Source organism: Microbacterium oxydans (genome assembly GCF_006540085.1).
Taxonomy (GTDB): domain Bacteria; phylum Actinomycetota; class Actinomycetes; order Actinomycetales; family Microbacteriaceae; genus Microbacterium; species Microbacterium oxydans.
Genome location: NZ_BJOG01000004.1, coordinates 23,220 through 46,151 on the forward strand (window position 1 = coordinate 23,220; position 22,932 = coordinate 46,151).

Genomic DNA, 22,932 nt, shown 5'->3' on the forward strand with positions numbered 1-22,932 from the left:
TCGGCGGCGACCCCACGATGGGGCCGCTCTGTCAGGCAGGTGCGCCCGGCGGCTCCTCCGAGCGGTGCTGCAGCGTCGCCTCGATGTCGGCCCGGTCGTCGCGCAGCTGTTTCGCGTCGGGCCGGTCGGTCCAGGTCCGCATCCGGGTGACGATGGGTGGTGCGGAGCGCAGCAGCACCAGTGCAGTCCCGAACGGGAGGGTGCGGATCGTGTCGGGCGGCATGATCGGCACGCGGCGGATGGAGCGTTGCGCGGAGCGGGAGCCGTGGTCTCCGACCGTGGTGGAGTCGGTCACCTCGTCGCGCTCGCCGATGAGCGTGGTGAGGTCGTGCAGGTCCTTGGAGTTCGACGCTCCGCCCAGGACGATCTTGACGATGGAGGCGTCCCAGATCGCGCCGGCCGCGTTTTCCGACCACTTCTCCCGCGCCTGCGCGAGGCTTTGGAGGACGGGCATCGTCGTGATCCCGGTTCCGCCGCCCTCAGCCATGAGCGTCGGTAGCGACGGCAGCGGGGCGAGGTTGCCGACCTCATCGAGCGCGAGCAGCAGTGGCGGGTCGAGGCGGGCGCCGGGGCTGGTGGCGGCGAGGCGGCGGGCAGCTTCCACGACGTCTTCCACGAACGCAGCCACCAACGCAGCGGAGTTGTTGGCGCCGGCTCCGGTGGCGAGCAGGTAAAGGGTTCCTCGGTCGCGGAGGAACGCTTCGGGGTCGAAGTCCTCGTCTTCGCGCGGCGATACGGCGTCGAGCACGCGCGGGTCTGCCAGCGCGGCCAGGGCAAGCGAGACGCCTTGCCAGATGGAGTCGCGGGTTCTGGGGTCGGAGTCGATCATCGCCTGCAACGAGTCCGCCCACCCAGTCGCGGCTCGCGGGTTCGCGGTAAGGATCGCGACCGCGTCCGCGGCGGCGGAGGGGTCGAGGGTCCAGCGGAACAGTTCCGAGGGTGGCCGGTGGTCGAGGGCGGCGGCGTGGAGTAGCGCTTGGAGCGCGGTTCTCGTCTTGCCCTCCCAGAACCCGCCGCCCTCGACCCCGCCGGCCGAGAGACCGGTGCCGGCGGCGAGGCCGGTCGCCCGGATCATCGCCGTCAGCGGGTCCTCACACCCGCGGATGGGTGACCACCTGAGCCCGGCGGGCAGGCCTTCGGCGAGGTGCTGCGGGTCGAACACCGCGACCGGGCCGATCTTCTGCCGGGCGCGGAGGGTCGCGGTGAGGTTGTCCGGGCGGGTGCTCGTCGTGACGACTGCGCCAGGGGCGTCCAAGATGGCGTTGATGACGATGTGGGCACCCTTGCCGGAGCGGGGCGGGCCGATCAGCAGGATGCTGTCCTCGACGGACGCCCAGACGCTCGTGCCATGTGAGGCGCCGATCCGGTAGCCGACATCCTCCGGCCGCGGCTGGTGGAGCGAGGGCCGCAGGTGACCGGCCCGGCGCAGCAGCGCCGCCTCTGAGGCGGCCTTGGCGACTTCGCTGCGGGTGGCGATCCCGGCGATGCGGTAAGGGTCCGTCTTCACGCGGCGGCCGTGCTCGCGGAAGAACCGCCACGCCCACCAGCCGGCCACCCCGGCGCCGAGGACCAGCAGACCGGCGGTGATCCAGTACGCGACGACGTTCAGGCCAGGAGCGTCGAGCGCGGCAGCGGGGTCGCCGGAGTGTAGCAGCACACCCAGGCCCGCCTCGATCCCGCCGGTGGGCTGGCCGGTCCCGGTGATCCAGGCGGCGACAGACCCGGCGCCGCGGAGGATGGCGGCGAGGACCGCGGCACCGATGAGGATGCCGATGCCGAGGTTGCTCAGCTCGTCCCCGAGCGCCCCCGCGGGCCGGGGCGTGCTCATTCGGGGTGCCCGATCGTGAAGGTGCCGGAGACCCGGCCGAGCAGGATGACCTCGCGGGTCGGGCTCCCGGCGAGCTGTGCCGCCTCGATGATGCCGCGCATGGTGCCATCCGGGGCGGCGTCGCCGTGGGCGATGACGACGGCGATCGCGACGTCCTCACCCGGCACGAACCCCTCCCCGTGCAGCACGACGAGATCCGTCGCCGGTCGGCGGGCCGGTTCCTCCGATGCCGGCTCTGGATCGGATTCGGTGCGGCGGCGCCTGCTCGGGGTGATGATGTCGGTGAACACGGTTCCTTCCGCTTCGCGCACCTCGACCCGCACCGGGGAGCGGCGCAGGTCGGTGAGCTGGTCGAGGACGCGGGCGAAGTCCTCCCGCCGCCACGGCGGCGCGAACGGCTCTGGCTCGAACGGCGCCCCGTCGACAGTGACGGTCATGCGGCCGTCCTCGGCGATGGCGATGGCGACGAGCGGGAGCACGACCGGCACGGGCTCGACACTCCCGTCTCGAGATGCGGGTTCGCCCCAGGATCGCTTGTAGCGGGGCCGGGGCATCAGGAATCCTGCCGATCGTTCGGGATTCCTGAAGGCACGTCGAGATTCCTGAACTCATGGGAATCGCTCGTCATACGGCCGGTGGTGTCGAACGCGGCGAGCTCGGCGGGGTGGAGCTGATGCTGGACGACGAAGCTGCGGTCCTTGATCCGCCAGAGCCCCTGCCCGGTTCCGAGCCCTGGGAGTAGCTTCTGCTCGGTGCCGGTGAGCCCGAGCGCGAGGGCGGTGGAGCCGAGCTGGTCCGGCTCCTGCCGGTACACGATCCGCGTCTCCGCATTCGCCAGCAACGACGAGGCGAGGGCGCGCATCGCGGTCCCGGCATCGCCGACGTTGTCCAGGTCGGAGAGCTTGTGGAAGATGAGCATGTTCGCGATCCCGAAGTGCCGCGCCAGCCTCCACTGGGCGTCCATGCGGCGAAGCAGCGCCGGGTACTGCATGAGCCGCCACGCCTCGTCGTAGATCACCCATCGCTGTCCGCCTGCCGGGTCGGACAGGGCGGACTCCATCCATGCGGACGAGCAGGTCATCAGCACCGAGATCAGCGTGCTGTTCTCCGCGACCCGCGACAGGTCGAGCGACACCATCGGCAACGACGGGTCGAACCGCACAGTGCTGGGCCCGTCGAACAGGCCTTGGAGGTCTCCAGCGACGAGCCGACGGAGCGCGTGGCCGACGAGCCGGCCATCTTCCGCGAGCCGGCCGTCCTCGTCGTCGACGCGGCTGGGGCTGAGGATGCGGTCGACGACCATCGGCAGGATCGGGACCTCGGCGCTCCTCACAGCGTCTTGAAGGGCGAGGTCGATCGCGGTGTGCTCCAACGGCGACAGCGCCCGATCCAGCACGGTCTCTGCGAGGGCGCCGATGAGGTCGCGGCGGCGGGAGGCGACCTGCATCGCCCACTCCGCATCCGACACCGCAGACGGCCGGTGGCCCTCATCGAGCGGGTTGAGCCTGTTGCGCAGGCCGTGGCCAAGGATGATCGCCCGCCCGCCGACCGCCTCCGCAACACTCGTATGCTCCCCTTTCGGGTCGCCGGGAACGTAGACCCTGCGTCCGAACGGCAGGCTGCGCGTGTACAGCGACTTCGCCAGGGACGACTTGCCGCTCCCCACGATGCCGGCGAGCACGACGTTCGGCGCCGTGATGAGCCCCCGCTGATAGAGCACCCAGGGGTCGAACACGAACGATCCGCCGCTGTAGAGGTCCTGGCCGACGAAGACGCCCTGGCTGCCGAGGCCGGCTTCGGCCAGGAAGGGGTACTGGCCGGCGAGCGTCGCGGAGGTGTCCTGGTGCTTGGGGAGCCGGAACCGGCCCGGCGTCCGCAACGCCGCAGGTCCCGCCTCGCCGGCGGCGGGCAGGTAGCTCGTGCTGCGGCGTTCAGCCTGCTCCGCCTCCCACTTCGCCCGAGCTTCTAGCTTGCGATGCTGGCGGGCATCGGTCTCGACCTTCGCCGCCGCCTGCCGGCGGGCCTTGCGTGCCCGGCGCCGCTCGCCTTCGGGCCCGACGAGCACAGCGGTGTGCAGGCGGCTGTCGTCCTGCCCGGTCACAGCGCCAGCCCCCGGCCGTGTGCGGAGGCGGTGCCGGGGCGGCGGGTGAACCAGTCGGCCCCGTCTCGCCCCCGACTGACCGCGGCGCCGACTGCACGCGTGGACTTGTGCGCGGCGCGTTCCGCTTCCCGCCCCGACTCCGATGCGGATGCGGAGGCCGGGGCGTCGACGCCGAGGAGTGCCGGATCGCGCATAGTGTCGTGCTCGCGCAGCAGCGAGACGTGCCCGAGGAAGGGGTTGTAGGTGAGCGTGTAGACGTCTCTGGTCGCCACCTTGTCGAGCGCACCTGCCGGGGGCTCGTCGTAGACGTATCCGTTCTCGAGCGCGGCCTGGGTGGTCTCCGCTCCGTAGTCGTGCCCGGCCAGGTGCTCGATCGCTGCATCCGTCCCGTCGCGGTCGATCAGCTCCAGCACCTCGTCGGCCTCGGAGCCTTCCAGGAACACGACGCTGACCCACCGCCTCGCCGGGCCGTCCTCGACGGCAGGTGCTGGGTGCCAGGCGATGCGGCCGGAGTGCTGGGAGGCGGCGTCCAGCCGCCACTCCACGGTGTCCAGCAGGGTGCCGGCCTGGTGCAGCTCGTCGGCAGCCGCGAGAGCCGAGGTTGCGCCAGCGGCTTGATTCCCGGCGTCGTCGTGCGCCCTGGCGCGGGCGTTGATATGGGCGGAGGCGAGCTGGTCGAGCACTTGCCGCAGCGACCTGACGCCGGCGAGCAGCTCTCCGATCACCGGGTAGGTGTCGGCGGGGCTCGCGAACGTCCGGGTCGCGTGGGCCAGGCCCCGCAGCGCGGCGGACGCCTCAGCGGCGTCCGCGAGCGGGTCATCGAAGATCGGCATGATCAAGGCTCCTCACAAGAAGGCGTGACGGTTGGTGAGCAGGTGCGCCGAGTCAGACCGGCCGGCACAACGGCAGCGCGGCAGCGGTGAACGCCTGCGCCTGCTGACCGACGAGCCGCCTGGTCTCGCAGGACGCTTGGATCGCCGCCTGCTCGACCGCCGCCACCGCCGCGTCGAGCTCGTCCACGGTCGGCGCGGACACGGAGACGAGGCCGGAGACGCGCAGGACGCCGTGCCCGGCAGTCAGGTCCGCCTCCTGCTGGAGCACGTCGTCCAGCTCGGCGCTGCTGGCCGCGTCGTCGATCTGCCCTATCTTGCGCCGCTGGGCGGCATCGGAGATGAGCTCGGTCTTCTTCTTCCGCAGGTCCCGCGCTGCTTGGTCGGCGCGAACCGGGGTGTAGTGCAGGGCGAGGGTGCGCAGGATGCCGTTGGACAGCACGAGCGGGGCAAGGAAGCCGGGATACACCTGCGAGCGAGGCCACTCGGTGATCCACAGCACCGCATGGTGCGCGGAGTCCGACCGCAGCCGGTCCCAGGTCTCCGTGACCGCGACCGGGCCGGCCGTCGCCAGGTCACGGCCGAGGTCCCCGTGCCGCTCCAGCGCGGGCGCGGCGGCGGGGTCGTAGGCCGAGCGCAGGACGACGGCGACCTCGCCGGGCGCCAGCCACCCGGTCGACGTGAGCTCCGCCGCGCGCAACGCCGTCGTCAGCGTGCTCATCTCCTGCCGCAGCACCGCGGCCGCACCCCGTATCCCGCCACCGCTGGTCCTGATCTGCCGGGCGGCGGCCTTCATGTCGAGCGCGAGCGAGATGGTCGTCGCGTGGCGTTCTCCGGCGGGGCCGGCGCGGTCGATGAGCTCGGCGTAGGTGGTCGCGGCCCAGGAGCCGTCGTCGGTGCCGTGCGTGCGCCACCACTCCGCCAGGCCCGTCCCGGAATCCGGCAGGGTCCGCTCGGACACCTGGATGCGGGCGATCCGTCCGGAACGGCACGCGGCGGCCAGCACGCGGCCCCAGCCGGAGACCCGGCGCTGCTGCTCACCCGGATCGAGCAAGACGAACGCGGGGTGGGAGACGCCTAGGATCGCGGTGAGGGTCTGTGCGTGCGGGTCGTGGATCATCGCAGCCCCGGTCTCGGGGTCCTCCCACTCCCGCAGCGGCGCCGCATCGCCCGGTAGGGAGAGCGTCCCGGCGGGGCGGGGCTTGATGACGCGGCGCCGGTAGACGAGCTGCCCGAGATAGGTCCGGGCGGCCCAGCGGGCGAGGACCGGCACCCACTCGATCACCTTCCGGCCCCCGGCAGGGATCACCGCGAGCAGGGCGCAGGTGCCCCAGACGGGTGCGGTCCAGGCGAAGCCCATCCCGCCGGCGGCGTAGAGGGAGAAGACGACCGTGAGCACCGCGACGCCCAGGACGATGAGCTGCGGCAGGGACAGGCCGAGCATGATGCCGCGCCTGGCGAGCCGGGAGAACTGCACCGGTGCCAGCGGGTAGTCGCTAGTCGAGTTCGTGACCATCAGGTGTTACTCCTTCCCGGCCGGTGCGGACGATGGCGGAGGCGGCGGGTCCTGCCGGCGCCGAGGCGCGGGCGAGGACTCTGCAGGCCCGGGAGAGGGCGGCGTTGACGGTGCGGGACGCGGCGGGGTGCCCTGCGACGGCGGCGGGGATGCCTGCTCGGCCGCCGCGCCGGCCTGGCTGTCCGCCGCGCCGCCCACGGCTTTGCCTGCCTTCGGGCCGGCGGCCGCTGCGGCCTTGACCACGGCGGCTCCGATGACCACCGCGGCACCGACGGGCCCCGCGGCCGCACCGGGACCAGCCGCGCCAGCGCCGGCAGCTCCAGCCCCTGCTCCGGCACCGGATGTAGCGGCGCCGGTACCCGCCGTGCCCGCTCCCGCGCTGGCAGGGGCCGCAGCCGACGCACCGGGAGGAGGCGGGGGCGGTGTCGAGCCTCCGCCTGCGCCGCCTCCACCGCTTGGCGGGTTGCTGCCCGTGTCGGTGCCGCCGTCGAGGACCTTCTTGGCTGTGTCGGCCTGCGGGGCAGATGGCACCGGCACGGGCCGGTTCAGCGCGGACTTCGCCTCTTGCTCGGACGACATCGCGTGGTACATGTCGAAGCCGACGAACGACAGGAACTTGTAGGTGATGTAGGGCGCGAACGCGGCGATGAACATCAGCACGACGCCGGCGATGGGGTCGGAGATGGAGGCCAGGTCGGCCTCGATCGGGGCCGAGACCTGCCCGATCGCGACGAGGAAGATCACGACGAGGACGAGCTTGGAGAAGATCAGGGCGATCACGAAGGCCGCCCACTTGGCGAACCAGCCCTTGGTCGCGTCCCACGTGGCCCCGGCCAGGGCGACCGGGCCGAATACGATCGCCACGAGCAGCAGCGCCTTGCGGATCAGCAGGGAGAACCACACGATCGCCGCCGCCGATATGGCCAGGCCGGCGAGGAAGATCGTGAGGATCGCCCCGACGCCAGGGCCGCCGATGTTGATGGCGCCGAGGGCGACGGCGAGGAGCCCGATCTGGGTCCCCATCCCTTCCATCGTGTTGCCGGTAGCCTGCACGATCCCGACCGCGAGCTGATCGGTCACCTCCAACAGCAGCGCCGTCAGCGTGATCACCAAGAAGCTGCCGAGGACGGACTTCGCCAGGCCGAGCGCCGCACGGCTGAGCGCGGTGGGGTCGCGGTGGACCAGGCCGGTGATGAGCTGGAGGCAGAAGAAGATCAGCATCACGAACACGGCGACACCGAAAAGGACGTTGTAGACGCCGACGTACTCGGCGCTCGTGACGTCGACGAGGGTCGTGGTGTCGAACACCCACCAGACGGCCTCGAACAGCCATGCGGCGGCCCCGGCCATCGCTTGCGCGAGCCAGTCGAACGGAGCCGCGATCAGGGAGGCGGTGCCTTCGCCGACGGCGTCGCAGACGGAGGAGATGACCGGGACGTCGCAGACGCTCACCGCGCCCACCCCCGCCGTCGGAGGTCATGTCGGGTCGTCATTAGACGGCCTGCCCGACGCCCCAGAAGAAGTTCACCAGCGTGACCGCGGCGCCGCAGATGATCGCCGCCCCGCAGGAGACGAGGACGCCGACCTTGCCGCGGCTGGCGAGGTGGGGGTTGCTGCTGTTCGATCCGAGACCCCAGACGATCGCGGAGACGATGAGCGCGAGGACGGAGAGGATCAGGCCCACCGTCATGACGGCGCCGACGATGATGCGCAGCTGCTCGATGCCCGGAAGGCCCGAGCTGTTGGGGTCGATGTCGATCACGGTTGTGCTCCCTTGACTGGTCGAGACGGGGTTCTCGACGGTCAGGTGCACACCCGCTCCCAGCGCAGGCGGGGGCGGTCAGAGCCGGGTGCCGACGTCCAGGAGGAAGTTGAGCCAGGCAACGCCGGCGCCGGATAGCGCGGCGGCGCCGACCGCGACGAGCAGGCCGGTGCGCGCCTTGGTGGCGGCCTGGTAGTTGCCGCTGGCGGACGCGATCGCCCAGATGATGGCGCAGACGATGAGCATGAGCACCGCGGTGACGAGCACGAACATCAGCAGCGCGCCGACGATGGACCGAAGGTCTGCGGCGCCGCCCACGCCGCCGAAGTCGGGGAACACGTCCATCACGCACCCCCGGCGGTGCAGAGGGCGGGGGCGGCTTCGCCGCCCGCAATCCCTTCGGCACCGTGTTCGGTGAGCCAGGCGTCGGAGTCCACCGGGTCCGCTCCTGCGCCGCCGGGGTGGACTTGTAGGTGGAGGTGCGGGCCGGTCGAGTGCCCGGAGGAGCCGACGTCTCCGATGTGCTGCCCGGCGGTCACGGTGTCGCCTTCGGCGACGTGGATGCCGTGCTGCCACATGTGCACATACATCGACGCGACCCGCTCACCGCCGACGGTGTGCTCGATGACGATGACCCCGCCACCTGCGTCGGTGTAGTTCGCGCGCACCACGACGCCGTCGGCGACGGCATAGATCGGGGTTCCATCGGGGGCAGCGAAGTCCGAGCCGGCGTGGAAGCGACGTTCCCCGGTGATCGGGTCATTGCGCCACCCGAACGGACTCGTCCGCACCCAGGTTCCCTCGGGAAGCGGGAGCACGATCCTGGTCGTCTCGGGCACGACCGGTGTCTCATCCCCGCCGCCGTTGCCGGAGGGCGCGGGTCGGGTGAGGGCGTCGAGGATCGCCTGCGCCACCGGCTGGTAGTTCTGATACCTGTCCGGGTAGGCGCTGACCTCGACGGCCTGCGCGGCCTCTCCGGGGTCGAGCTGCTGCCAGCCCGGGATGTCGAGCAGCCCCCGCGGGGACGGGTAGTTCGGGCCGGACTCGCCGCCGTAGAACGCCCTGGCCTGGTATGTCGAGTCCATGAGCTCGGCGACGGTGCCCCAGCCGCTGGCGGGCCGCATCTGGAACAGGCCGAGCGAGTCATGATCCGACCCGTTGCCGTCGTGCGGGTAGTCCGCGGACTCGGGGTAGGCGCTGGTGTTGGCAAGCATCCGCAGGGTGGATTCGGTGAGGGCGGCCATGAGTGCGATGAGCACCCCGTCGCGTCCGACGCCGGTGGTCTGCCTGCCGACCGTGATGATCGTCGCCGCGTGCGTGAGCTGTTGCCGGTCCAGCGTGACCGTCTCCCCGTTGCGGGTGGTGGCGGTCAGCGAGTCCGGGATCGGGCCGACCGCGAGTGAGCCGGGCGTGCAGACGGCGGCGGTCGCGGAGGTGCCGCCGAGGGCGGCGACGCCCAGCAGGGCCGTGGAGGGCCCGATGAGCAGCAGGGTGAGGGCGAGGACGGCGAGCTTCTTCATCGCGACGCTCCCGGCTCAGTGCAGCGGGGTGTCGAGCTCGGACAGCCGCAGCACCTCGCACGAACCTGATGCCGCGCCGTGGCCGGGCGTGGGCGGGGTGCAGACGAGGAACACGGTGAACGCGACCGGGCGGGACGCCTCTACCGGCGTCGTGCCCCAGGTGCCGTCGCGGTGCCGGGTGCCCTCGAAGGTGTAGGCGATTGCCCCGGCCGGGATCTGGCCGGGGGCGGCTTGATCGACGGCGGTCTCCCACGCCTCCGGGATGAACACCTCGTCGATGGTGAGCCACTGGCGCGTCGCGTACTGGCGCAGCTGCGCCCACGCCTCCGTCGTCGGGAGGTAGGCGCGTACGTCGCCCACGAACGCATCCGCCTCGGAACCGTGGGCGGCATCCGCGAGCACCTGCGCATAGTCCGAAGGCGTGTGCCCGGTCGTGGTGTCCCAGGTGAACAGCGCGGTCGCGACCGCGCGGGCGAACGCTTCCGGGCCGAGCCTTTGCGGCAGCGGCTCCAGCTCACCGCCCGGCATCGGGCCGGGCGTCACTGGCGTCGTGGTGGAGGGTCGTTCGCTCGGTGCCGGGTCGGCCGGGGCGGCGGGGCCGCGGACGAGTCCGTAGATGCCGATGCCGACGAGGATCAGCAGGGCGAGGCCTGCGGCAGTGGCGGCGATCAGCAGGCGACGACGGCGACGGTCATCGGGGGCGGCGGGGTCCATGAACAGGGGTCCTTCCCGGACGGCAACAAGGGGATGCGTGGCTGCCAGGAAGGTGCGCGCCACCGCCCTGTTCAGGCGGTCTGCTCGGGCCGGCCCTCCCGGGCGACGCGCGCGGCATCGGCGAACGCGACGGTGCCGGCGATCGTCTCCTCGAACCGTGCCCATTGCTCGGTGGTGAGTGCCGGGCCGACCTCGGTGGGGTCGTAGTGCTTCCACCACGAGGCCATGTCGTCCCACGTCGCGGTGAACACGGTCAGAGGGAACGGCACCGGGAGGCCCGGCTCCACCGCCGTCAGTGCGGGCCGCTTCGCCTTCCTGCCGGTCTTGGCTGCCTTGACGCGGGCGAGCGCGGACTGCGCCAACTGCTCCAGCTCTGCGGCCTTCGCCTCCCGCTCCGCGGCCCGCACCGCATCCGCTTCGGTACGGGCCCGCTCGCGCAGCCCGGCGGGCTGTGCCAGGTCGGCGGCGAGCTGATCGAGCTCCGCCAGCGACAGCTCCGCGTTCACGCGCAGATGCGACGGATAGACGCTGCCGCCGGTCTTGATCCGCTCGATCTCCTGCGCGGCGCGCGCCCGCACCGCCTCGGGCTGGGACTCGTCCGCGGCGAGGTCTTCCAGCCGGCCGATGCGCTCCAACGTCGTGTATGAGGCGCGGCCAGTGACCATCCGAGCGGCCTGCGCGCGGGTCTTGCCCTGCTCGATCTGCGGTGGTGCCAAATTGGCACCACCGTCTTCTGCATCTTCGGCGGACGTTTGGAACCTGGTGGCCTCCTGTCGGCGGGCGGCGTCCTCGGCCAGCAGGGCCTTCAGCTCGCGGTAGAGGGCGGCAGCTTCGAGCTGGGTGAGGGGCTTGTGGAGCTGGTTGTCGTCCTGCTCCGCCAGGAGCTGCCCGAGCCGGTCGGAGACCCCGGACCGCACCCACACGTTGACGGTCTTGATGCCGAGCAGCTTGATCGCCGCGAGCCGGCGGGCTCCGCAGATCAGGTGCCCGTCGAGGGTGACCGTGATCGGCTGCAGCAGCCCGTGGCGACGGATCGACTCGACCAATGGGGTCAGGTCGCCGTGGTCGTGCCGGTGCCGCGCGCCGACGATGATCGAATCGACCGCGCGCTCCAGCTCGATGCGTCCTTCCAGTGGCGTGCTCATGACCCGCCGCTCCCGGCACCGAATCTGGGTGCGGCGAGTCCGGCGGTGATCACGAGGTTGTCGTCTGTGAGGAGTGCTCGCAGCGGCTGGCCGATTAGCAGGCGGCGGAGCATTCCGCGGCCGGCGTTCGTGTGCGTGAGGGCCGGGTCGGGAACGCCGAGCACGACCCGCAGCAGCGCCGTCCAGGAGGCGCTGGGGAGGTCGAGGAGGGCGCGGGCCTGCCGGTCACGGCGCAGCACCTCGAACGCCGACGCCCGCGACACCGACTCCGCGAGCCGCGTAGTGATGTACTCGACCGCAGCCCGCGCCGTCGCAGGCTCCCACCCGACCCAGCTCAGGAACGCGATGGTGTCCTCGATCGCGGCGGTCACATTCACTGCCCGCTCCGGCACCGCATCGCCATCGGCATCCGGCTCCCCGTCGGTGAAGGGATCGAACCGGAACGCGGGGTGGTAGTCGGGCAGCGGGTTCTCCCGATCGCTGAACCGCTCCGCGTCATGGAACACCGAGTAGCGGGGCCGGCGGGCCTGGTGGACGGAGCACAGCAGCCCGTTGCCGCGCTCCTCCGCGGTGCATGTCACCTGCACCGCCCGCGTGATCACCGCCCACGGGTCCTCCGCCCGGCGGGTCGCGGCACCGCGCATCGCCTCGAATGCCGCAGACGCCGCCTCCCACGGGTCCAGCCCGTGCTTGCGGGCCAGCGCCGCGTACTTTCTCGCCGCATGTTCCATGAGCGCAGCGGCCTCCGGGTCATGGCGCCACGCTCCGCGCCCCGCCTCGTGGAGGCGGGTGAGCAGGGCGCGCAGCGCCTCCGAGTCCTCGAATCGTGCCCGCCGGTCGCGGGCCGTGGCAGTCTCCATGACGGCACCTCCTGACAGGCAGGTGCGCACACGGCCCCCAGTGGCCTGGCTTCGCGCCGTCGCGCCGGGGGCGAACATGGTTACCCGAGCCCGATCCCGGAGCGCGACACCCAGGAGTAGTGCTCCCCGGACCCGCGGCCGAACGCCGTCACGGGCGGCAGCTTCCGGGCACGCTCGCTCACGAACCGGACACCCGTGCGTGCCCCGGTGCGCGTCGCCCGGTATGCCTGGCCGGGAACAAGGCGGGAGCGGCGGGCGAGCTCGGCCTGGAAGTCGATGCCCCGCCCAGCGATCCGGGCCGAGCGAGAGGCCATGAGGTCGGTCGGGCGCACCCACTCCACGCCCGGCCGTTGCTTCTTCGCCGCCTCCGTGGCGTCTTGGGTCAGCGACGGGTCGCGGTGCCGGGCGAGCGCCGAGGTCTCGCGCTCCCGCGGCGTCTCGTCGCGCTCCCGCTGGTCGGGCTCGCGCTCGACCTGCTCGTGGAGAGCGGTCGTGTGCTGGTCGTCGTTCATGGCGTCTCCTCCTGACTCCTCGTCGTTGCGGGCGGGGCGAACCAGCGGCCCACGGTGGATGGGTGCACGCCCAGGCGCCGGGCGATGGACTTGTTCGACCAGCCCTCCTCCCGCAGGCGCGCCGCGAGCTCCCGGCCTACCTGGCGCACAGGCACGACTGTCGGCGGCGCCGGCGCAGCATCAGGCATGTCCTCATCAGGCGCAGACTCCTCGGCGGGCTCGATGCTCACGGGAAGGGGGCGGGTGAGGATCACGGTGAGGTGTGTGATCGCCAGCAGCACCAGCGGCGGCACCGCCGCCACGCACGCGGCGAGCACGCCCGGCACGTCGGCGTCGGCCGCAACGACGGCGTGGATCGCGTTCGCCGTCACCGACACCAGCGCACCGGCCGCGAGCAGCAGCCACGGGTACCAAGCCGACCGCTGGCCCCCGAGGGCGACGACAGCGACCGTGGCGACGACGATGATCCCGTCGACGATGAGCGGCCACGCCCACGCTTGCCCGGCATCCACGCCCGAGCGGCGAGCGAGGTCCGCGAGGGCGGTGAACGAGAGCCAGAACGCGCCGGCCGCGATGAACACCGTCCCGGCCACGGCCGTCACGACCGCGACCCGCCCGCCCCGCGTCCGCACCGCGGAACTCATGAGAGCACCTGCCCCGTGAGCCGCGCCGGCTGGCGCGAGGCATCGCTCTGCCCGACGACGGACGCGGGCTGGGCGTGCGTGGCGCGGTACGCAGAGCGGATCGTCGTCTCGATCTCCCGTTGCGGGAGGCCGACCCGTTCGCCCGCTGGGGCGAGCGCGTCGACCATCTCGGGCAGCGACAGGCCCGCCTCCGCGAGACGGCACGATGCCCAGAACAGGCCGCGGTTGCGCTCGCCCTCGGCGCGCATCCCGACCCATGCGGCCAGCCGCGCCGCGTCCTGCGAGCGGATCGGGCCGCGCGCCTGGTGCGGGGCAGGCTCCGGGCGCGGGTCGAGGAAGCCCCGCAGTCGAGCCGCATCCACGGGTCCTGGCACACGGTCGGCGCCGGCGACGAACTCGTAGGTACCGGAGCTGGTCACGGCCGAGGGCGGGACGATGATGTAGCCGCCGTCGCCGCGGAAGTCGACATGCGCCTTCGCTGCCTGCCACGACCGCTGCGGCCGGTCCGGGTCGGCCGGGAAGTAGAAGTGCGCACCGCCCGACGCCGACCTGACCACGGCCAGCCACCCCGGCACCAGGCCGGCACGGCGGGCGCGCTCGAACGCCGCGAACCCGTCACCGCCGGGCTTGCGGTCCACATCGACGACCTCGACCCCGGAGGCAGCGCCGGTCGGGATGCCGATGTTCGCCGACGGCCAGCGCCGCCACCACGCCGCCACCTGACGGGTCTCGGTGGTTGCCGTGTGGAACCCGCCGGGCTGCGCCTGCGGGTTCTCCTCGTCGGGCTTCAACAGCGGGTTCTTCGCGCCCGGCACGCACGGGAACACCGGCACCCCAGCAGCCGCGAGCCGTGCGGCGGCCTGCGGCAATGGAAGGCCTGACACCGAGGCGAGGACGCTGGCGACGCTCATCACAGGCTCCTCACCGCCACGCCCGCAGGACGTGGCGAACGCGCCGACTCGACCGGCACCGACTGGGGTGCGATCCGCTCTGAGCCAGCCACACGCGAAGTCCCAGCCGGCTCACGGGATAGGCCGGGCGGGTCGCCGGTGCCGACCTGGACGGTGGGCAGCGCGTCGAGAATCGTCACCGCGACCTTGCGGACTCGCTCGCCGGTGGCCTGCACGACCTCGACCGGGTCCCTGTCCTTCACCGTGCCCGCCCAGCCTGAGACATACGGGATCGTGTAGGCGGTGGTGTCCATGCCATGCGCGGCACCGATCATCAGCGCCACGGACTCGGCCTCGACCTCGCCGACGCCTCGATGCCCGGTCGCATTCGGATTGTCGGGGCCGTGCAGCATCACATGCGCGAGCTCGTGCGCGAGAGTCTTCACCTGCGCGACCTCGTCCATGTTCGTCCGCACCGCGACCGTGCGCGCCTGGAAGTCGGTCAGGCCGTTCGCGCCGTGGATCATCCCCTCGTGCTCGACCCGCAGCACCGCGAAGCCCTCGGCCGCCACCAGTGCCGATAGCCCTTCCCATAAGCCGTCCGGTGCCTGGCCTTCCATCAGCGTCGGCGCCGGGCGTTCAGGGATCGGCGGGCCGTCGGTCATCGAGACGTCCCAGACACGCACCGGAATCGCGCGGACCATCTTCGACCGGACCGTTTCTCCGGGCTTCGGCTTCTCGTACCTGTCCAGGCGGCGCCATGATCCGGGGTTCTGCGGTGTCGAGGACGCGAACCGCGCCATCAGCGGGGCGAAGATCTGCATCGACCCGCCCGCGAGCGGCGAGCGACCCAGCGCCTTCCATTGCTTGTAACCGGCCACGAAGGTCGGCTCTGGCGCGCTTGTGCGACCTGCCTCGTAGAGATCGAGATGTTGAGCCCAGATCAGCAGGGTGTTGTTGAACGACTTCGCCCGGAACCGGGCCGCGAACTCCAGCGCACGCTTCCAGTCCTCACCCGAGACGAGCTGATCGACTGCAGCCGTTAGCCGCTCGTGGAGCTGTTGGAGCCGCGCATCCTGCGCCGCTCGCGCCTCCTCGTCCGTCGCCATCAATGACCTCCTCCCGGCGAGGCCAACGGCACAAGCCGTTGACCCTTGCGACCATGAGGTGCGCCGGGCGGATCAGGAAGAAGAGACGGACAACGGACTGGGCCTGTGGCCGTCAGGCTCCGCGATGAACCCGACGTATTTGACGTGTTCTACACGGCAGTCCAAGACCTGTCGACGTCGCCGGTGAAACGTGGGACACGCGTCGAGTGGAGCGGTTCATACGACGAGTCCGCAGAGGTTACCGGCTGGTGTCGTTGGCAGCGATAGCGTGGCTTTGTCGATCTTCAGGAACCGTGTGTGGTGTGCGTCGGTACTGTGTCGGCGTGATGCCGTAGCGACGATGAAACCAGTGGGATGCTACGCGCGGGTCACTCCACCCGACTTCGCTCGCGGCACGCATCACGGAAATATCGGTTTCTTCAATGAGCCGCGCGAATTCAGTGAGCCGGAGTTCAGTGAGTAGACGCATCGGGGCGGCGCCGGCGTGCTGTACGAACATGCGGGTGAGGTGGGTCCGTGAGAGGGAGAGCTCTCGTGAGAGCGCTCCAACGGTCCACGGCTCTGCGATGCGCCCGCGAAGCAACCGGATTGCCTGACCGACGTAGCCAATAGATCCGGTGTCGGTCAGTCGTCCATTGATAGGTGTCCACGGCGCCGTGGTGGTGTCCGACGCTTCATCCAGAAAATACGGCAGTATCAACCTCATCCATCGCGCGAGAAGCTCGAGAGTGTGAGTCGCGACGACTTCGGGCGAGTGGGTCCCGCTGCGCAGGATGCTCATCTGTCGCCATATCGGCTCGACCTGCCGCAGCGCAGCGATTCCTGGTGCAAGGACGATCGCGCGGCCGTCCCACTCGAGGGGATGTAGTCCTGCGATTACTCGTTCTGCGTCGGGGAGGAACCATGCCATCTGGGTGCGCCAGAACTGCTCGTCGGCGTAGATGGCCCAGATGCGTACGGACGGGGATGGCCGCAAGCGACACCATTTGCCGGTGCCGAGGGCAAGAGACATGCCAGGACGCAGGACGTGCACGCTCTCAGCAGTATCGAGGGCGCAAGAGCCCTCGACGACGTTGAGTATCTTCGCGTGCCGGAACACGGTACGGCTTGACGGGACCGTACGCACCATCTCTATGGCCGCGATATCGCCTGGCGCTTGAACCGCTGGGTAGGGGCGCGTGAACTTGATCGGTTGATTGGGCGGCAAGTCGTGCGCGGCCTCGAACGCGTCCTCTGGCGTAGCGGCCACGCTGCGCACGGCACACCGTCAGCTCAGCTTGCCTTCCGAGTCGCGTGGTCGCACGCGGTGTTGGCTGAGGATCGAGATCCGATTGAACATGTTGATGGCCGCAGCGACCCACTCCGCGGCCGCGAACACCTCCTCGGTGAGGGTGCTTCGGGCCTGCGCGAGCTCGACATTCACGGCGGCGTCGAGCGGGAGCCGGGTGGCTGCTTCAGCGATCGCGAGCAAGGCGCGCTCTCGATCGCTGAACAGGGGCGACTCGCGCCAGGCGGGCAAGATGTCGAGTAGTTGCTGATTAACGCCTGCGCGCCTTGCCTGCCGCGAATGCAGATCGAGACAGAAGACGCATCCGTTCAGCTGCGACGCCCGAACCTTGATCAACTCGCTCTCGGCGGGAGTGAGTCCGCGTTGCGAAGCGGCCTCAGACACAGCGGTCGCGAACGCAGACGCGGCTTCCCATGCTTCTGGGACGGCCTTGTCCATGTAGGGGCGTGGTTCATGCAAGGTCGTCATCACCGATCCTCCTTGGCTGAGCCGCCATCGGAGTCGAGGTCCTTCCTGACCTCGTCCATGTCGAGTCCTCTGACGTTCTCTACTACTTCGGCCAGGGCAGTGGGCGGTAGGGCGCCGGCCTGGCTGAAGACGAGCAACCCCTGGCGGAAGGCGAGCAGAGTGGGAATCGCGGTGATTTGGGCCGCCGCGGTGATGCGCTGCTCCGACTCCGTGTCGAGTTTCGCGTGGACGATGTCCGGATTGTCTTGCGACGACTTCTCGAAGACCGGCGCAAACTGATGGCATGGTGCGCACCAGTCCGCCCAGAAGTCGACGAGGACGATGTCGTTCTGATTGATCGTGACCTCGAAGTTGTCCTCGGTCAGTTCGACGGTTGCCATGTGGGTTCTCCTCTTGTGCGCATGATGATCAGTGGTGGTGTCCGTGGGGGTTGCCGGGGAATCGCGTGTCGACGACGTCCGCATACTCCGGATGAGCGCGGATGTACGCGGCGGCGAAGGGGCACGAGACCGTCGCGGTCTTCTTGTCCTCGCGGAGACGGTCGAGGACGCCTCCAAGGAGTCGCGCCGCGACTCCCTTTCCGCGGAACTCGGGGAACACGGACGTCGCGAGCAGAAGCACCCGGTCGCCGGTTCTGCTGTAGAGCAGGCCGGCGGCGAGCTTGCCGTTCACGGTCGCTTCGTACAGCTCGGACTCGACGTTCTCAGTGATGACGAAGTCTTCGGCTGCGTCCGAGGATGCAGCCGGGAGGTCAGTGTCGGCGTCGGTCGCGGTCAAGCCGATCATTCCGTCGGGATGTTTCATGTCTCTCCTATCGCGAGATCTCGGTCAGCGGCCCGGTAGTACCCAGTCGGGTCGGATGAAATGGCACGAGTAGCCATTGGGGTGCTTTTGCAGGTAGTCCTGGTGTTCGGGTTCGGCCTCCCAGAACGAGCCGGCTTCGCCCACCTCTGTCACGACTTTTCCTGGCCAGCGGCCGGAAGCGTTGATCGCTTCGATCACGTGGAAGGCGACCTTCCTCTGTCCCTCGGTCGTCGTGAAGATCGCTGATCGGTAACTGCGCCCGATGTCGTTTCCCTGACGGTTCCGAGTGGTGGGATCGTGAATCTGAAAGAAGAACTCCAGCAGTATCTGGAATCGGATGATCGAGGGGTCATAGATCACTTCGAGGGCTTCTGCGTGATCCCCGTGATCCCGGTAGGTCGCGTTGGGGGTGTCGTCGTCGCCGGAGTATCCGACGCGGGTGCTCACGACGCCCGGGAGTGAGCGGAAGAGCTCCTGGGCTCCCCAGAAGCAGCCGCTGGCGAGGATCACTCTCGAGGTCGGCATCGTCTTCTCTCTCTTCACGGCGGGCAGCACGCCCCTTCGGGTCACGATACGGAGCCGGGTGCTGTCCAGGTGGCCTGGCTGTGCAGCGTAATGTCCGCGACCTGCCGCGTTCGAAAGCGGGGCGGGCGGTTGCAGGGAGAAGACAGCTCTCTGCAGGGGCAGGCCACACGGGGCAGAGAAGCGGATCTACCGTCGGAGGAGGCGTCGGAACTCCGGCAAGCCAGCGAACCGTGCCCTACGGTGAGGAGAGATCGTGATATCAGAGCAGATCGATTTCGAGAATGTGCGCTTTGATCCGGATCTCTCTGACTTCCATGAGCTTGCGAAGCAGATGGCTGCGGGGTTCGGGTACACGGCAAAGTTGTCGATCGGTGATCGCCTAGCTGCTCTTCTCCGATTGCGGGTTGCTCAGATCAATCCGTGCTCGTACTGCCTGATCCTGCACACGCGTATCGCCGTGGAGGTAGGCATCGGCGCGGCGATGGTCGCGCACCTGGCGAGCTGGCGGCAGAGCACGATGTTCTCCGGTTCCGAAGCACTTGCACTGGCGTACTGCGAAGCGCTGACACGTTACGAGCACGAGCACTTCGATGAAATGCATCAAGGACTGACGGTGTTCTTCGATGAGCGTGAGATCGCGGAGATCGCAGCCGTCGTCATCAACATGAACGTGTGGACGCGGCTGAAGCTCGCGCAGGGCGCCGTACCGGTGATATCACCCGGTGACGAAGAGCCTGCACGTGACGCCGATAGACCAGGCGCCGGGGGAAAGAAAGGGAACCCATCATGACTGATGGATCGGTCAGCGGGCAGGACATCGAGTTCGATCTGCTTCCGCCGGATGAGAGCCTCGACTCGGATCTTCTCGGCGAAGACTCTGATGACGACGGCCCGGGATACTCTCCACCGGAGCGGCGGTCATCCGAACTGTCGTGGGGATTCACCGCACGCGAAGCACGTACTCGAGAACCGCTGGCGGCTCGCTTGGCGCGTGAGGTGCCGGAGCACGAACCCGAAGAGCCGATGGGCGACGGGATCGGCGACATCATCGGCACGGACGGCGAGATCCTTGACGACCAGGTCGGATCGGTACGCGCTGGACGGCTGATCTGGACCGAACCCGGCAACCCAGACCCATCCTCCGACTTCTGGGCCTCCGACATCGGCATCGATAACGGCGCCGCCTCCGCCGAGGAGGCAGCTATCCATGTCGTCATTGACGAGGGCGACTATGACCGGCAATAGTCTGGAATCAGACCGGGGAAGCCCGGGAGAACGGCGGAGGCTGTAATGATGCAGCAGACATGGGACTCGCGCAGCGTCGATCCACGTGACCGCGTGGAGACGATCCGTACGATGCTCTGCGAGAACCTCGTTCAGACAGACCTGACTCTCGACCCGCAGGGCCGCGAGGCGCATGTGAGCGTGTCGTACCAAGACATTGGGCAGCTGAGAGCGTTGTCCGTCAAGACGGTGCCCTCGCTGGCGGCCCTCGCTATGCGTCCTCAGCGGATGATCATGTCGGACGACGACGAGTCCTTGTTCGTGGTTTTCCAGCGCGGCAACCGGTCGATGTTGCGCCGTGGTGATGACCAGACCGTGATGACCCCGGGCAGCATCGTCGTTTACCCGAGCACGAGCCCCTACGTCCACGCCTTCGACGAAGGAGTCATCGGGGACTTCTTCCGACTGCCGTTGGGTGTGGTGGGGTTGACGGCGGATCAGGTCGCTGAGGTCTCGGGTGTGGACCTGCAGGAACGAACCTCGCTGGCGGCGCTGCTGCGGTCCGTGCTCGGGGGCGTGATGGACTCCGAACTCAGCCTTCGCGACGAGGTCGACGTGTTCGCACCCGTCGCCGACCTGCTGAAAGTCACCCTGCTCAGCGCCCTCACTCCCGACCGCGCCACGACCCGGTATCCGCTGGCCGAGCAGATCGTCACCTACGTGCTCGACAACCTCACCGACCCCGGCCTCGGAGCCGCCAGGATCGCGAAGGACCTGCACGTGTCCGAGCGTCTGCTCTACGCAGAGATGTCCCGCGCGGACATCAGGCTCGCGCAGCTGATCCAATCCCAGCGCCTGCGCCGCGTCCGCGACGCCCTGACCGCACCGGCCACCATCGACGTCCCCATCGGCGTCCTCGCTCAACAGCACGGATTCGTCTCAGCCAGCCACTTCAGCCGCATCTTCCGCGAAGAATTCGGCACAACCCCCCGCCAATGGCGCAACAACACCACACCACGCCTCGAGGAGACCCAGGACGAGAGCCGACTGGAACTCTCGCAGCAGATCAGACCAGAGGAGACGTACGGATGAACGAGCCTCTGTCTGACCTCACCGTCATCGACGCGGAGGAAGTTCGAGCATCGGATATCCCTCGCGCGCTGACGGCCGCATCGATCCTGTACGAGGACGGGGCGACGCAGGCATTCGCCGAGAACGGCAAGACCGTGTACGTCGAGGACGGAAGACCCACCTTGGGGGAGTGGTACGTGGATGCAGGGGGGCAGTTCTGCTCCTTCTGGCCGCCAGACTACCGAGCGTGCTACGAACTGCGCTGGCTCGTCGAAGACGAGCGAATCGCTGGTCTCCGCTTCCGCCGCGGCTCCTACACCGCCGTCGGCCGGTACCAGTTCCCCGGGCCTGAGAATGCCGTCAAGGAATGAGCAGGGCGTCTCGGCAACGGGCCAGAAGCTCGTAAAGACGGGCGCGCTCCACCGGTTCGACCTCCATGGTCATGCGTTGAACAGCCGAGGAGACTTCCTCATGCGCGCGTTCGAGGAGGAGCTCTGCGGCGTCGTTCAGCACCACGCTCCGTTCTCGCCTGGGCCCAGGATCACTCGAGCGGGTCACCAGTCCCCGCTTCTCCAGTCCCTGCAGCAGCACGTTCATCGACTGGCGAGACACGAACGCGCGCCGGGCGAGTTCGGAGCTCGTGATACCTGGCGTGTCCTGCAAGGCGGTCAAGCACGCGTACTGCGGCACGCTCAGCGAGAGCGGGCGAAGCCGATCGTCCATTCGCTGGTTCAGGAGCGACTGCGTCTCCTTGATCAGCACCCCCAGCGACTCCGGGCTCCGGTCCAATGCATCCATGTCAATAGTTTGACACACACTCCACTGAGTGTCAGGATATTGACACTGGCGTTATTGAACAGAACAGGAGCCTGCTCATGGCAGCAACAACCACCGGCCCGGACTTCGTCTCTTTCCAGGTGCGGGACCGCGCCGTCCCCGCGGAGTTCTACGACAAGCTCGTCGGACTCACGCGGCTCCCAGACTCGAACCCGGCAGCGACCGTCTTCTCCGCAGGAGGTGCCGCGTTCGCCATCCGCGACCCGTTCCCGGGCGTGGATCTCGACGCGATCCCTCAGCTCGGCGCCGGCATCGGCGTCTGGTTCCACAACGATGACGCGGAAGGCGTGCATGCACGACTCGTCGACGCGGGAGTGCCGATCGTGCAGGAACCGTTCGAGGGGCCGTTCGGACTGCAGTTCTCTTTCCGAGACCCCGACGGCTACGTCGTCACCATTCACGCCCGCGCCTAACACCACCATGGCGCAGCACACCCTCTCGGTCCCAGTGCTCGGGCCTTGGTCGTTGCGCACCAGCAAGCGGTTCTGGGAAGAGTTCACCCCTACCGCGATCGAGGCCGGCGGTGATCCGGACGTCCTCTCCGCACGCTTTGTGAGCGAGCATGACTGGACGTCTGTGTCCGCCCAGGTCACCCAGAGCCGGGAGTGCGCCCAGATAGGTTTGTCCGGCCCGGGCGATCTGGCCGCAGCCGCTGAGCAGGTGCGGCGCTTCCTCTCTCTCGATGTGGACGCGCGGGGATGGCCGGCCGTCGGCGATCGCGACCCGATCATCGCCACCGCCCAAAGGGCTCTCCCCGGATATCGCCCGTGCGGCTTCCATTCTCCGTACGAAGCCGCTGCCTGGTGTGTCTTGTCGCAGCGCACTCGCGTCCCAGTCGCTGCCCGACTCCGCCGCGACCTTATCGTCGCGCACGGCAACGACGGGGCCTTTCCCGCGCCCGATGCGCTCATCCGCGCCATCGACGCCGGAGAACTAGACCTACCCGGTCGGAAGCCAGAGTATCTCCGGGCTGTCGCAGAGGCCGCACTCACCGGACTGCTCAACGGTCCTTGGCTCCGAGCAATGCCCGAAGAATCGGCTCGCCGCGACCTGCTCGCGGTGACAGGCATCGGCCCGTTCGCCACGGACCTCATCCTTATCCGCGGCGCCAACGCCCAGGACATCCTTCCGCGCGCGGAACGCCGCCTCTACGCCGAGATCTCCTACCAGTACGGGCCCGACTCGGTGCTCGAGGAGGTCGCGGAACGCTGGCGCCCCTTCCGCTCCTGGGCCGCTGTCCACCTCCGTGCGCTCCGAGAGCAGCGCACCCGTGAGATGGGCTGA

28 protein-coding genes are annotated in these 22,932 nt (G+C 69.4%); 6 read left to right on the forward strand and 22 right to left on the reverse strand.

Features of this window, described 5'->3' with window-relative positions; translation table 11 throughout:
• Positions 1 to 31 precede the first annotated feature (31 nt).
• The 21 genes from MOX01_RS08000 to msrA all read right to left on the reverse strand — a co-directional run bounded on the left by MOX01_RS08000 (position 32) and on the right by msrA (position 18,516).
• Complete coding sequence (locus tag MOX01_RS08000; protein WP_067115700.1) at positions 32 to 1,828, reverse strand: type IV secretory system conjugative DNA transfer family protein; 1,797 nt, start codon at positions 1,826 to 1,828, stop codon at positions 32 to 34.
• Positions 1,825 to 2,382, reverse strand: coding sequence for a hypothetical protein (locus tag MOX01_RS08005; protein WP_024357608.1), 558 nt, complete (start codon positions 2,380 to 2,382; stop codon positions 1,825 to 1,827). The genes MOX01_RS08000 and MOX01_RS08005 overlap by 4 nt, the downstream gene beginning before the upstream one ends.
• Positions 2,382 to 3,929 (reverse strand): putative type IV secretion/conjugal transfer ATPase, encoded by a 1,548-nt coding sequence (locus tag MOX01_RS08010; protein WP_024357607.1) that lies wholly within the window; start codon positions 3,927 to 3,929, stop codon positions 2,382 to 2,384. Before MOX01_RS08010 ends, MOX01_RS08005 begins: the two co-directional genes overlap by 1 nt.
• Positions 3,926 to 4,762 (reverse strand): hypothetical protein, encoded by an 837-nt coding sequence (locus tag MOX01_RS08015; RefSeq protein WP_024357606.1) that lies wholly within the window; start codon positions 4,760 to 4,762, stop codon positions 3,926 to 3,928. The genes MOX01_RS08010 and MOX01_RS08015 overlap by 4 nt, the downstream gene beginning before the upstream one ends.
• A gap of 52 nt (positions 4,763 to 4,814) precedes the next feature.
• Entirely contained in the window at positions 4,815 to 6,275 is a 1,461-nt protein-coding gene (locus MOX01_RS08020) for an SCO6880 family protein (protein ID WP_024357605.1), read from the reverse strand.
• A gap of 6 nt (positions 6,276 to 6,281) precedes the next feature.
• Entirely contained in the window at positions 6,282 to 7,727 is a 1,446-nt protein-coding gene (locus MOX01_RS08025) for a TrbL/VirB6 family protein (protein WP_024357604.1), read from the reverse strand.
• A 40-nt stretch (positions 7,728 to 7,767) separates the two neighbouring features.
• Positions 7,768 to 8,037, reverse strand: coding sequence for a DUF6112 family protein (locus MOX01_RS08030; RefSeq protein ID WP_020627604.1), 270 nt, complete (start codon positions 8,035 to 8,037; stop codon positions 7,768 to 7,770).
• Positions 8,038 to 8,115: 78 nt separating this feature from the next.
• Entirely contained in the window at positions 8,116 to 8,382 is a 267-nt protein-coding gene (locus tag MOX01_RS08035) for a DUF6112 family protein (RefSeq protein WP_024357603.1), read from the reverse strand.
• Positions 8,382 to 9,557, reverse strand: a complete 1,176-nt coding sequence (locus MOX01_RS08040) for a M23 family metallopeptidase (RefSeq protein WP_024357602.1) — start codon at positions 9,555 to 9,557, stop codon at positions 8,382 to 8,384. Before MOX01_RS08040 ends, MOX01_RS08035 begins: the two co-directional genes overlap by 1 nt.
• Positions 9,558 to 9,572: 15 nt before the next feature.
• Entirely contained in the window at positions 9,573 to 10,271 is a 699-nt protein-coding gene (locus tag MOX01_RS08045) for a hypothetical protein (RefSeq protein ID WP_067115703.1), read from the reverse strand.
• Positions 10,272 to 10,342: 71 nt separating this feature from the next.
• Positions 10,343 to 11,416, reverse strand: coding sequence for a ParB N-terminal domain-containing protein (locus MOX01_RS08050; RefSeq protein WP_067115706.1), 1,074 nt, complete (start codon positions 11,414 to 11,416; stop codon positions 10,343 to 10,345).
• Positions 11,413 to 12,276, reverse strand: a complete 864-nt coding sequence (locus MOX01_RS08055) for a serine/threonine-protein kinase (RefSeq protein WP_024357599.1) — start codon at positions 12,274 to 12,276, stop codon at positions 11,413 to 11,415. The genes MOX01_RS08050 and MOX01_RS08055 overlap by 4 nt, the downstream gene beginning before the upstream one ends.
• Positions 12,277 to 12,356: 80 nt before the next feature.
• Positions 12,357 to 12,788 carry a hypothetical protein gene (locus tag MOX01_RS08060; protein WP_067115709.1) on the reverse strand — a complete coding sequence of 144 codons (432 nt, stop codon included), beginning with the start codon at positions 12,786 to 12,788 and terminating at the stop codon, positions 12,357 to 12,359.
• Positions 12,785 to 13,432 carry a DUF2637 domain-containing protein gene (locus MOX01_RS08065; RefSeq protein WP_067115712.1) on the reverse strand — a complete coding sequence of 216 codons (648 nt, stop codon included), beginning with the start codon at positions 13,430 to 13,432 and terminating at the stop codon, positions 12,785 to 12,787. Before MOX01_RS08065 ends, MOX01_RS08060 begins: the two co-directional genes overlap by 4 nt.
• On the reverse strand, positions 13,429 to 14,343 hold the full coding sequence (locus tag MOX01_RS08070; RefSeq protein WP_067115715.1) for a bifunctional DNA primase/polymerase: 915 nt from the start codon (positions 14,341 to 14,343) through the stop codon (positions 13,429 to 13,431). The genes MOX01_RS08065 and MOX01_RS08070 overlap by 4 nt, the downstream gene beginning before the upstream one ends.
• Positions 14,343 to 15,431, reverse strand: a complete 1,089-nt coding sequence (locus MOX01_RS08075; RefSeq protein WP_067115718.1) for an ImmA/IrrE family metallo-endopeptidase — start codon at positions 15,429 to 15,431, stop codon at positions 14,343 to 14,345. Before MOX01_RS08075 ends, MOX01_RS08070 begins: the two co-directional genes overlap by 1 nt.
• Before the next feature lie 238 nt (positions 15,432 to 15,669).
• Complete coding sequence (locus MOX01_RS08080; protein WP_082914215.1) at positions 15,670 to 16,689, reverse strand: AraC family transcriptional regulator; 1,020 nt, start codon at positions 16,687 to 16,689, stop codon at positions 15,670 to 15,672.
• Positions 16,690 to 16,698: 9 nt separating this feature from the next.
• Positions 16,699 to 17,187 (reverse strand): carboxymuconolactone decarboxylase family protein, encoded by a 489-nt coding sequence (locus tag MOX01_RS08085; RefSeq protein WP_067115721.1) that lies wholly within the window; start codon positions 17,185 to 17,187, stop codon positions 16,699 to 16,701.
• Positions 17,187 to 17,567 carry a thioredoxin gene (gene trxA, locus MOX01_RS08090; protein WP_067115723.1) on the reverse strand — a complete coding sequence of 127 codons (381 nt, stop codon included), beginning with the start codon at positions 17,565 to 17,567 and terminating at the stop codon, positions 17,187 to 17,189. Before trxA ends, MOX01_RS08085 begins: the two co-directional genes overlap by 1 nt.
• Before the next feature lie 28 nt (positions 17,568 to 17,595).
• The gene (locus MOX01_RS08095; RefSeq protein ID WP_082914216.1) at positions 17,596 to 17,991 is read right to left on the reverse strand and encodes a GNAT family N-acetyltransferase; all 396 of its coding nucleotides are present in this window, start codon (positions 17,989 to 17,991) and stop codon (positions 17,596 to 17,598) included.
• Between the two features lie 24 nt (positions 17,992 to 18,015).
• Positions 18,016 to 18,516 (reverse strand): peptide-methionine (S)-S-oxide reductase MsrA, encoded by a 501-nt coding sequence (gene msrA / locus MOX01_RS08100; RefSeq protein ID WP_067115864.1) that lies wholly within the window; start codon positions 18,514 to 18,516, stop codon positions 18,016 to 18,018.
• 253 nt (positions 18,517 to 18,769) lie between these two features.
• Between msrA and MOX01_RS08105 the strand changes: the two genes are divergently transcribed.
• The 4 genes from MOX01_RS08105 (at position 18,770) to MOX01_RS08120 (ending at position 21,182) form a co-directional block, all read left to right on the forward strand.
• Complete coding sequence (locus MOX01_RS08105) at positions 18,770 to 19,306, forward strand: carboxymuconolactone decarboxylase family protein (RefSeq protein WP_067115726.1); 537 nt, start codon at positions 18,770 to 18,772, stop codon at positions 19,304 to 19,306.
• Between the two features lie 194 nt (positions 19,307 to 19,500).
• Positions 19,501 to 19,761, forward strand: coding sequence for a DUF5709 domain-containing protein (locus MOX01_RS19290; protein WP_218028589.1), 261 nt, complete (start codon positions 19,501 to 19,503; stop codon positions 19,759 to 19,761).
• A gap of 45 nt (positions 19,762 to 19,806) precedes the next feature.
• On the forward strand, positions 19,807 to 20,832 hold the full coding sequence (locus MOX01_RS08115) for a helix-turn-helix domain-containing protein (RefSeq protein WP_067115732.1): 1,026 nt from the start codon (positions 19,807 to 19,809) through the stop codon (positions 20,830 to 20,832).
• Positions 20,829 to 21,182: a hypothetical protein gene (locus MOX01_RS08120; protein WP_067115735.1), complete on the forward strand. Its 354-nt coding sequence runs from the start codon at positions 20,829 to 20,831 to the stop codon at positions 21,180 to 21,182. Before MOX01_RS08115 ends, MOX01_RS08120 begins: the two co-directional genes overlap by 4 nt.
• Here MOX01_RS08120 and MOX01_RS08125 read toward each other — a convergent pair.
• Positions 21,172 to 21,573, reverse strand: coding sequence for a MarR family winged helix-turn-helix transcriptional regulator (locus MOX01_RS08125; protein ID WP_211368756.1), 402 nt, complete (start codon positions 21,571 to 21,573; stop codon positions 21,172 to 21,174). The two genes, MOX01_RS08120 and MOX01_RS08125, sit on opposite strands and share 11 nt — an antisense overlap.
• Before the next feature lie 113 nt (positions 21,574 to 21,686).
• Between MOX01_RS08125 and MOX01_RS08130 the strand changes: the two genes are divergently transcribed.
• Positions 21,687 to 22,061, forward strand: a complete 375-nt coding sequence (locus MOX01_RS08130) for a VOC family protein (protein ID WP_141369230.1) — start codon at positions 21,687 to 21,689, stop codon at positions 22,059 to 22,061.
• Positions 22,062 to 22,671: 610 nt separating this feature from the next.
• Positions 22,672 to 22,932 (forward strand): DNA glycosylase family protein, encoded by a 261-nt coding sequence (locus tag MOX01_RS19295; protein ID WP_211368754.1) that lies wholly within the window; start codon positions 22,672 to 22,674, stop codon positions 22,930 to 22,932.

Bases quoted from the DNA above. Each gene is read 5' to 3' on its own strand.
- MOX01_RS08000 (WP_067115700.1), bottom strand. From the start codon at position 1,828: ATGAGCACGCCCCGGCCCGCGGGGGCGCTCGGGGACGAGCTGAGCAAC.
- MOX01_RS08005 (WP_024357608.1), bottom strand. From the start codon at position 2,382: ATGCCCCGGCCCCGCTACAAGCGATCCTGGGGCGAACCCGCATCTCGA.
- MOX01_RS08015 (WP_024357606.1), bottom strand. From the start codon at position 4,762: ATGCCGATCTTCGATGACCCGCTCGCGGACGCCGCTGAGGCGTCCGCC.
- MOX01_RS08020 (WP_024357605.1), bottom strand. From the start codon at position 6,275: ATGGTCACGAACTCGACTAGCGACTACCCGCTGGCACCGGTGCAGTTC.
- MOX01_RS08035 (WP_024357603.1), bottom strand. From the start codon at position 8,382: ATGGACGTGTTCCCCGACTTCGGCGGCGTGGGCGGCGCCGCAGACCTT.
- MOX01_RS08040 (WP_024357602.1), bottom strand. From the start codon at position 9,557: ATGAAGAAGCTCGCCGTCCTCGCCCTCACCCTGCTGCTCATCGGGCCC.
- MOX01_RS08045 (WP_067115703.1), bottom strand. From the start codon at position 10,271: ATGGACCCCGCCGCCCCCGATGACCGTCGCCGTCGTCGCCTGCTGATC.
- MOX01_RS08050 (WP_067115706.1), bottom strand. From the start codon at position 11,416: ATGAGCACGCCACTGGAAGGACGCATCGAGCTGGAGCGCGCGGTCGAT.
- MOX01_RS08055 (WP_024357599.1), bottom strand. From the start codon at position 12,276: ATGGAGACTGCCACGGCCCGCGACCGGCGGGCACGATTCGAGGACTCG.
- MOX01_RS08060 (WP_067115709.1), bottom strand. From the start codon at position 12,788: ATGAACGACGACCAGCACACGACCGCTCTCCACGAGCAGGTCGAGCGC.
- MOX01_RS08065 (WP_067115712.1), bottom strand. From the start codon at position 13,432: ATGAGTTCCGCGGTGCGGACGCGGGGCGGGCGGGTCGCGGTCGTGACG.
- MOX01_RS08070 (WP_067115715.1), bottom strand. From the start codon at position 14,343: ATGAGCGTCGCCAGCGTCCTCGCCTCGGTGTCAGGCCTTCCATTGCCG.
- MOX01_RS08075 (WP_067115718.1), bottom strand. From the start codon at position 15,431: ATGGCGACGGACGAGGAGGCGCGAGCGGCGCAGGATGCGCGGCTCCAA.
- MOX01_RS08085 (WP_067115721.1), bottom strand. From the start codon at position 17,187: ATGACGACCTTGCATGAACCACGCCCCTACATGGACAAGGCCGTCCCA.
- trxA (WP_067115723.1), bottom strand. From the start codon at position 17,567: ATGGCAACCGTCGAACTGACCGAGGACAACTTCGAGGTCACGATCAAT.
- MOX01_RS08095 (WP_082914216.1), bottom strand. From the start codon at position 17,991: ATGAAACATCCCGACGGAATGATCGGCTTGACCGCGACCGACGCCGAC.
- msrA (WP_067115864.1), bottom strand. From the start codon at position 18,516: ATGCCGACCTCGAGAGTGATCCTCGCCAGCGGCTGCTTCTGGGGAGCC.
- MOX01_RS08115 (WP_067115732.1), top strand. From the start codon at position 19,807: ATGATGCAGCAGACATGGGACTCGCGCAGCGTCGATCCACGTGACCGC.
- MOX01_RS08120 (WP_067115735.1), top strand. From the start codon at position 20,829: ATGAACGAGCCTCTGTCTGACCTCACCGTCATCGACGCGGAGGAAGTT.
- MOX01_RS08130 (WP_141369230.1), top strand. From the start codon at position 21,687: ATGGCAGCAACAACCACCGGCCCGGACTTCGTCTCTTTCCAGGTGCGG.
- MOX01_RS19295 (WP_211368754.1), top strand. From the start codon at position 22,672: ATGCCCGAAGAATCGGCTCGCCGCGACCTGCTCGCGGTGACAGGCATC.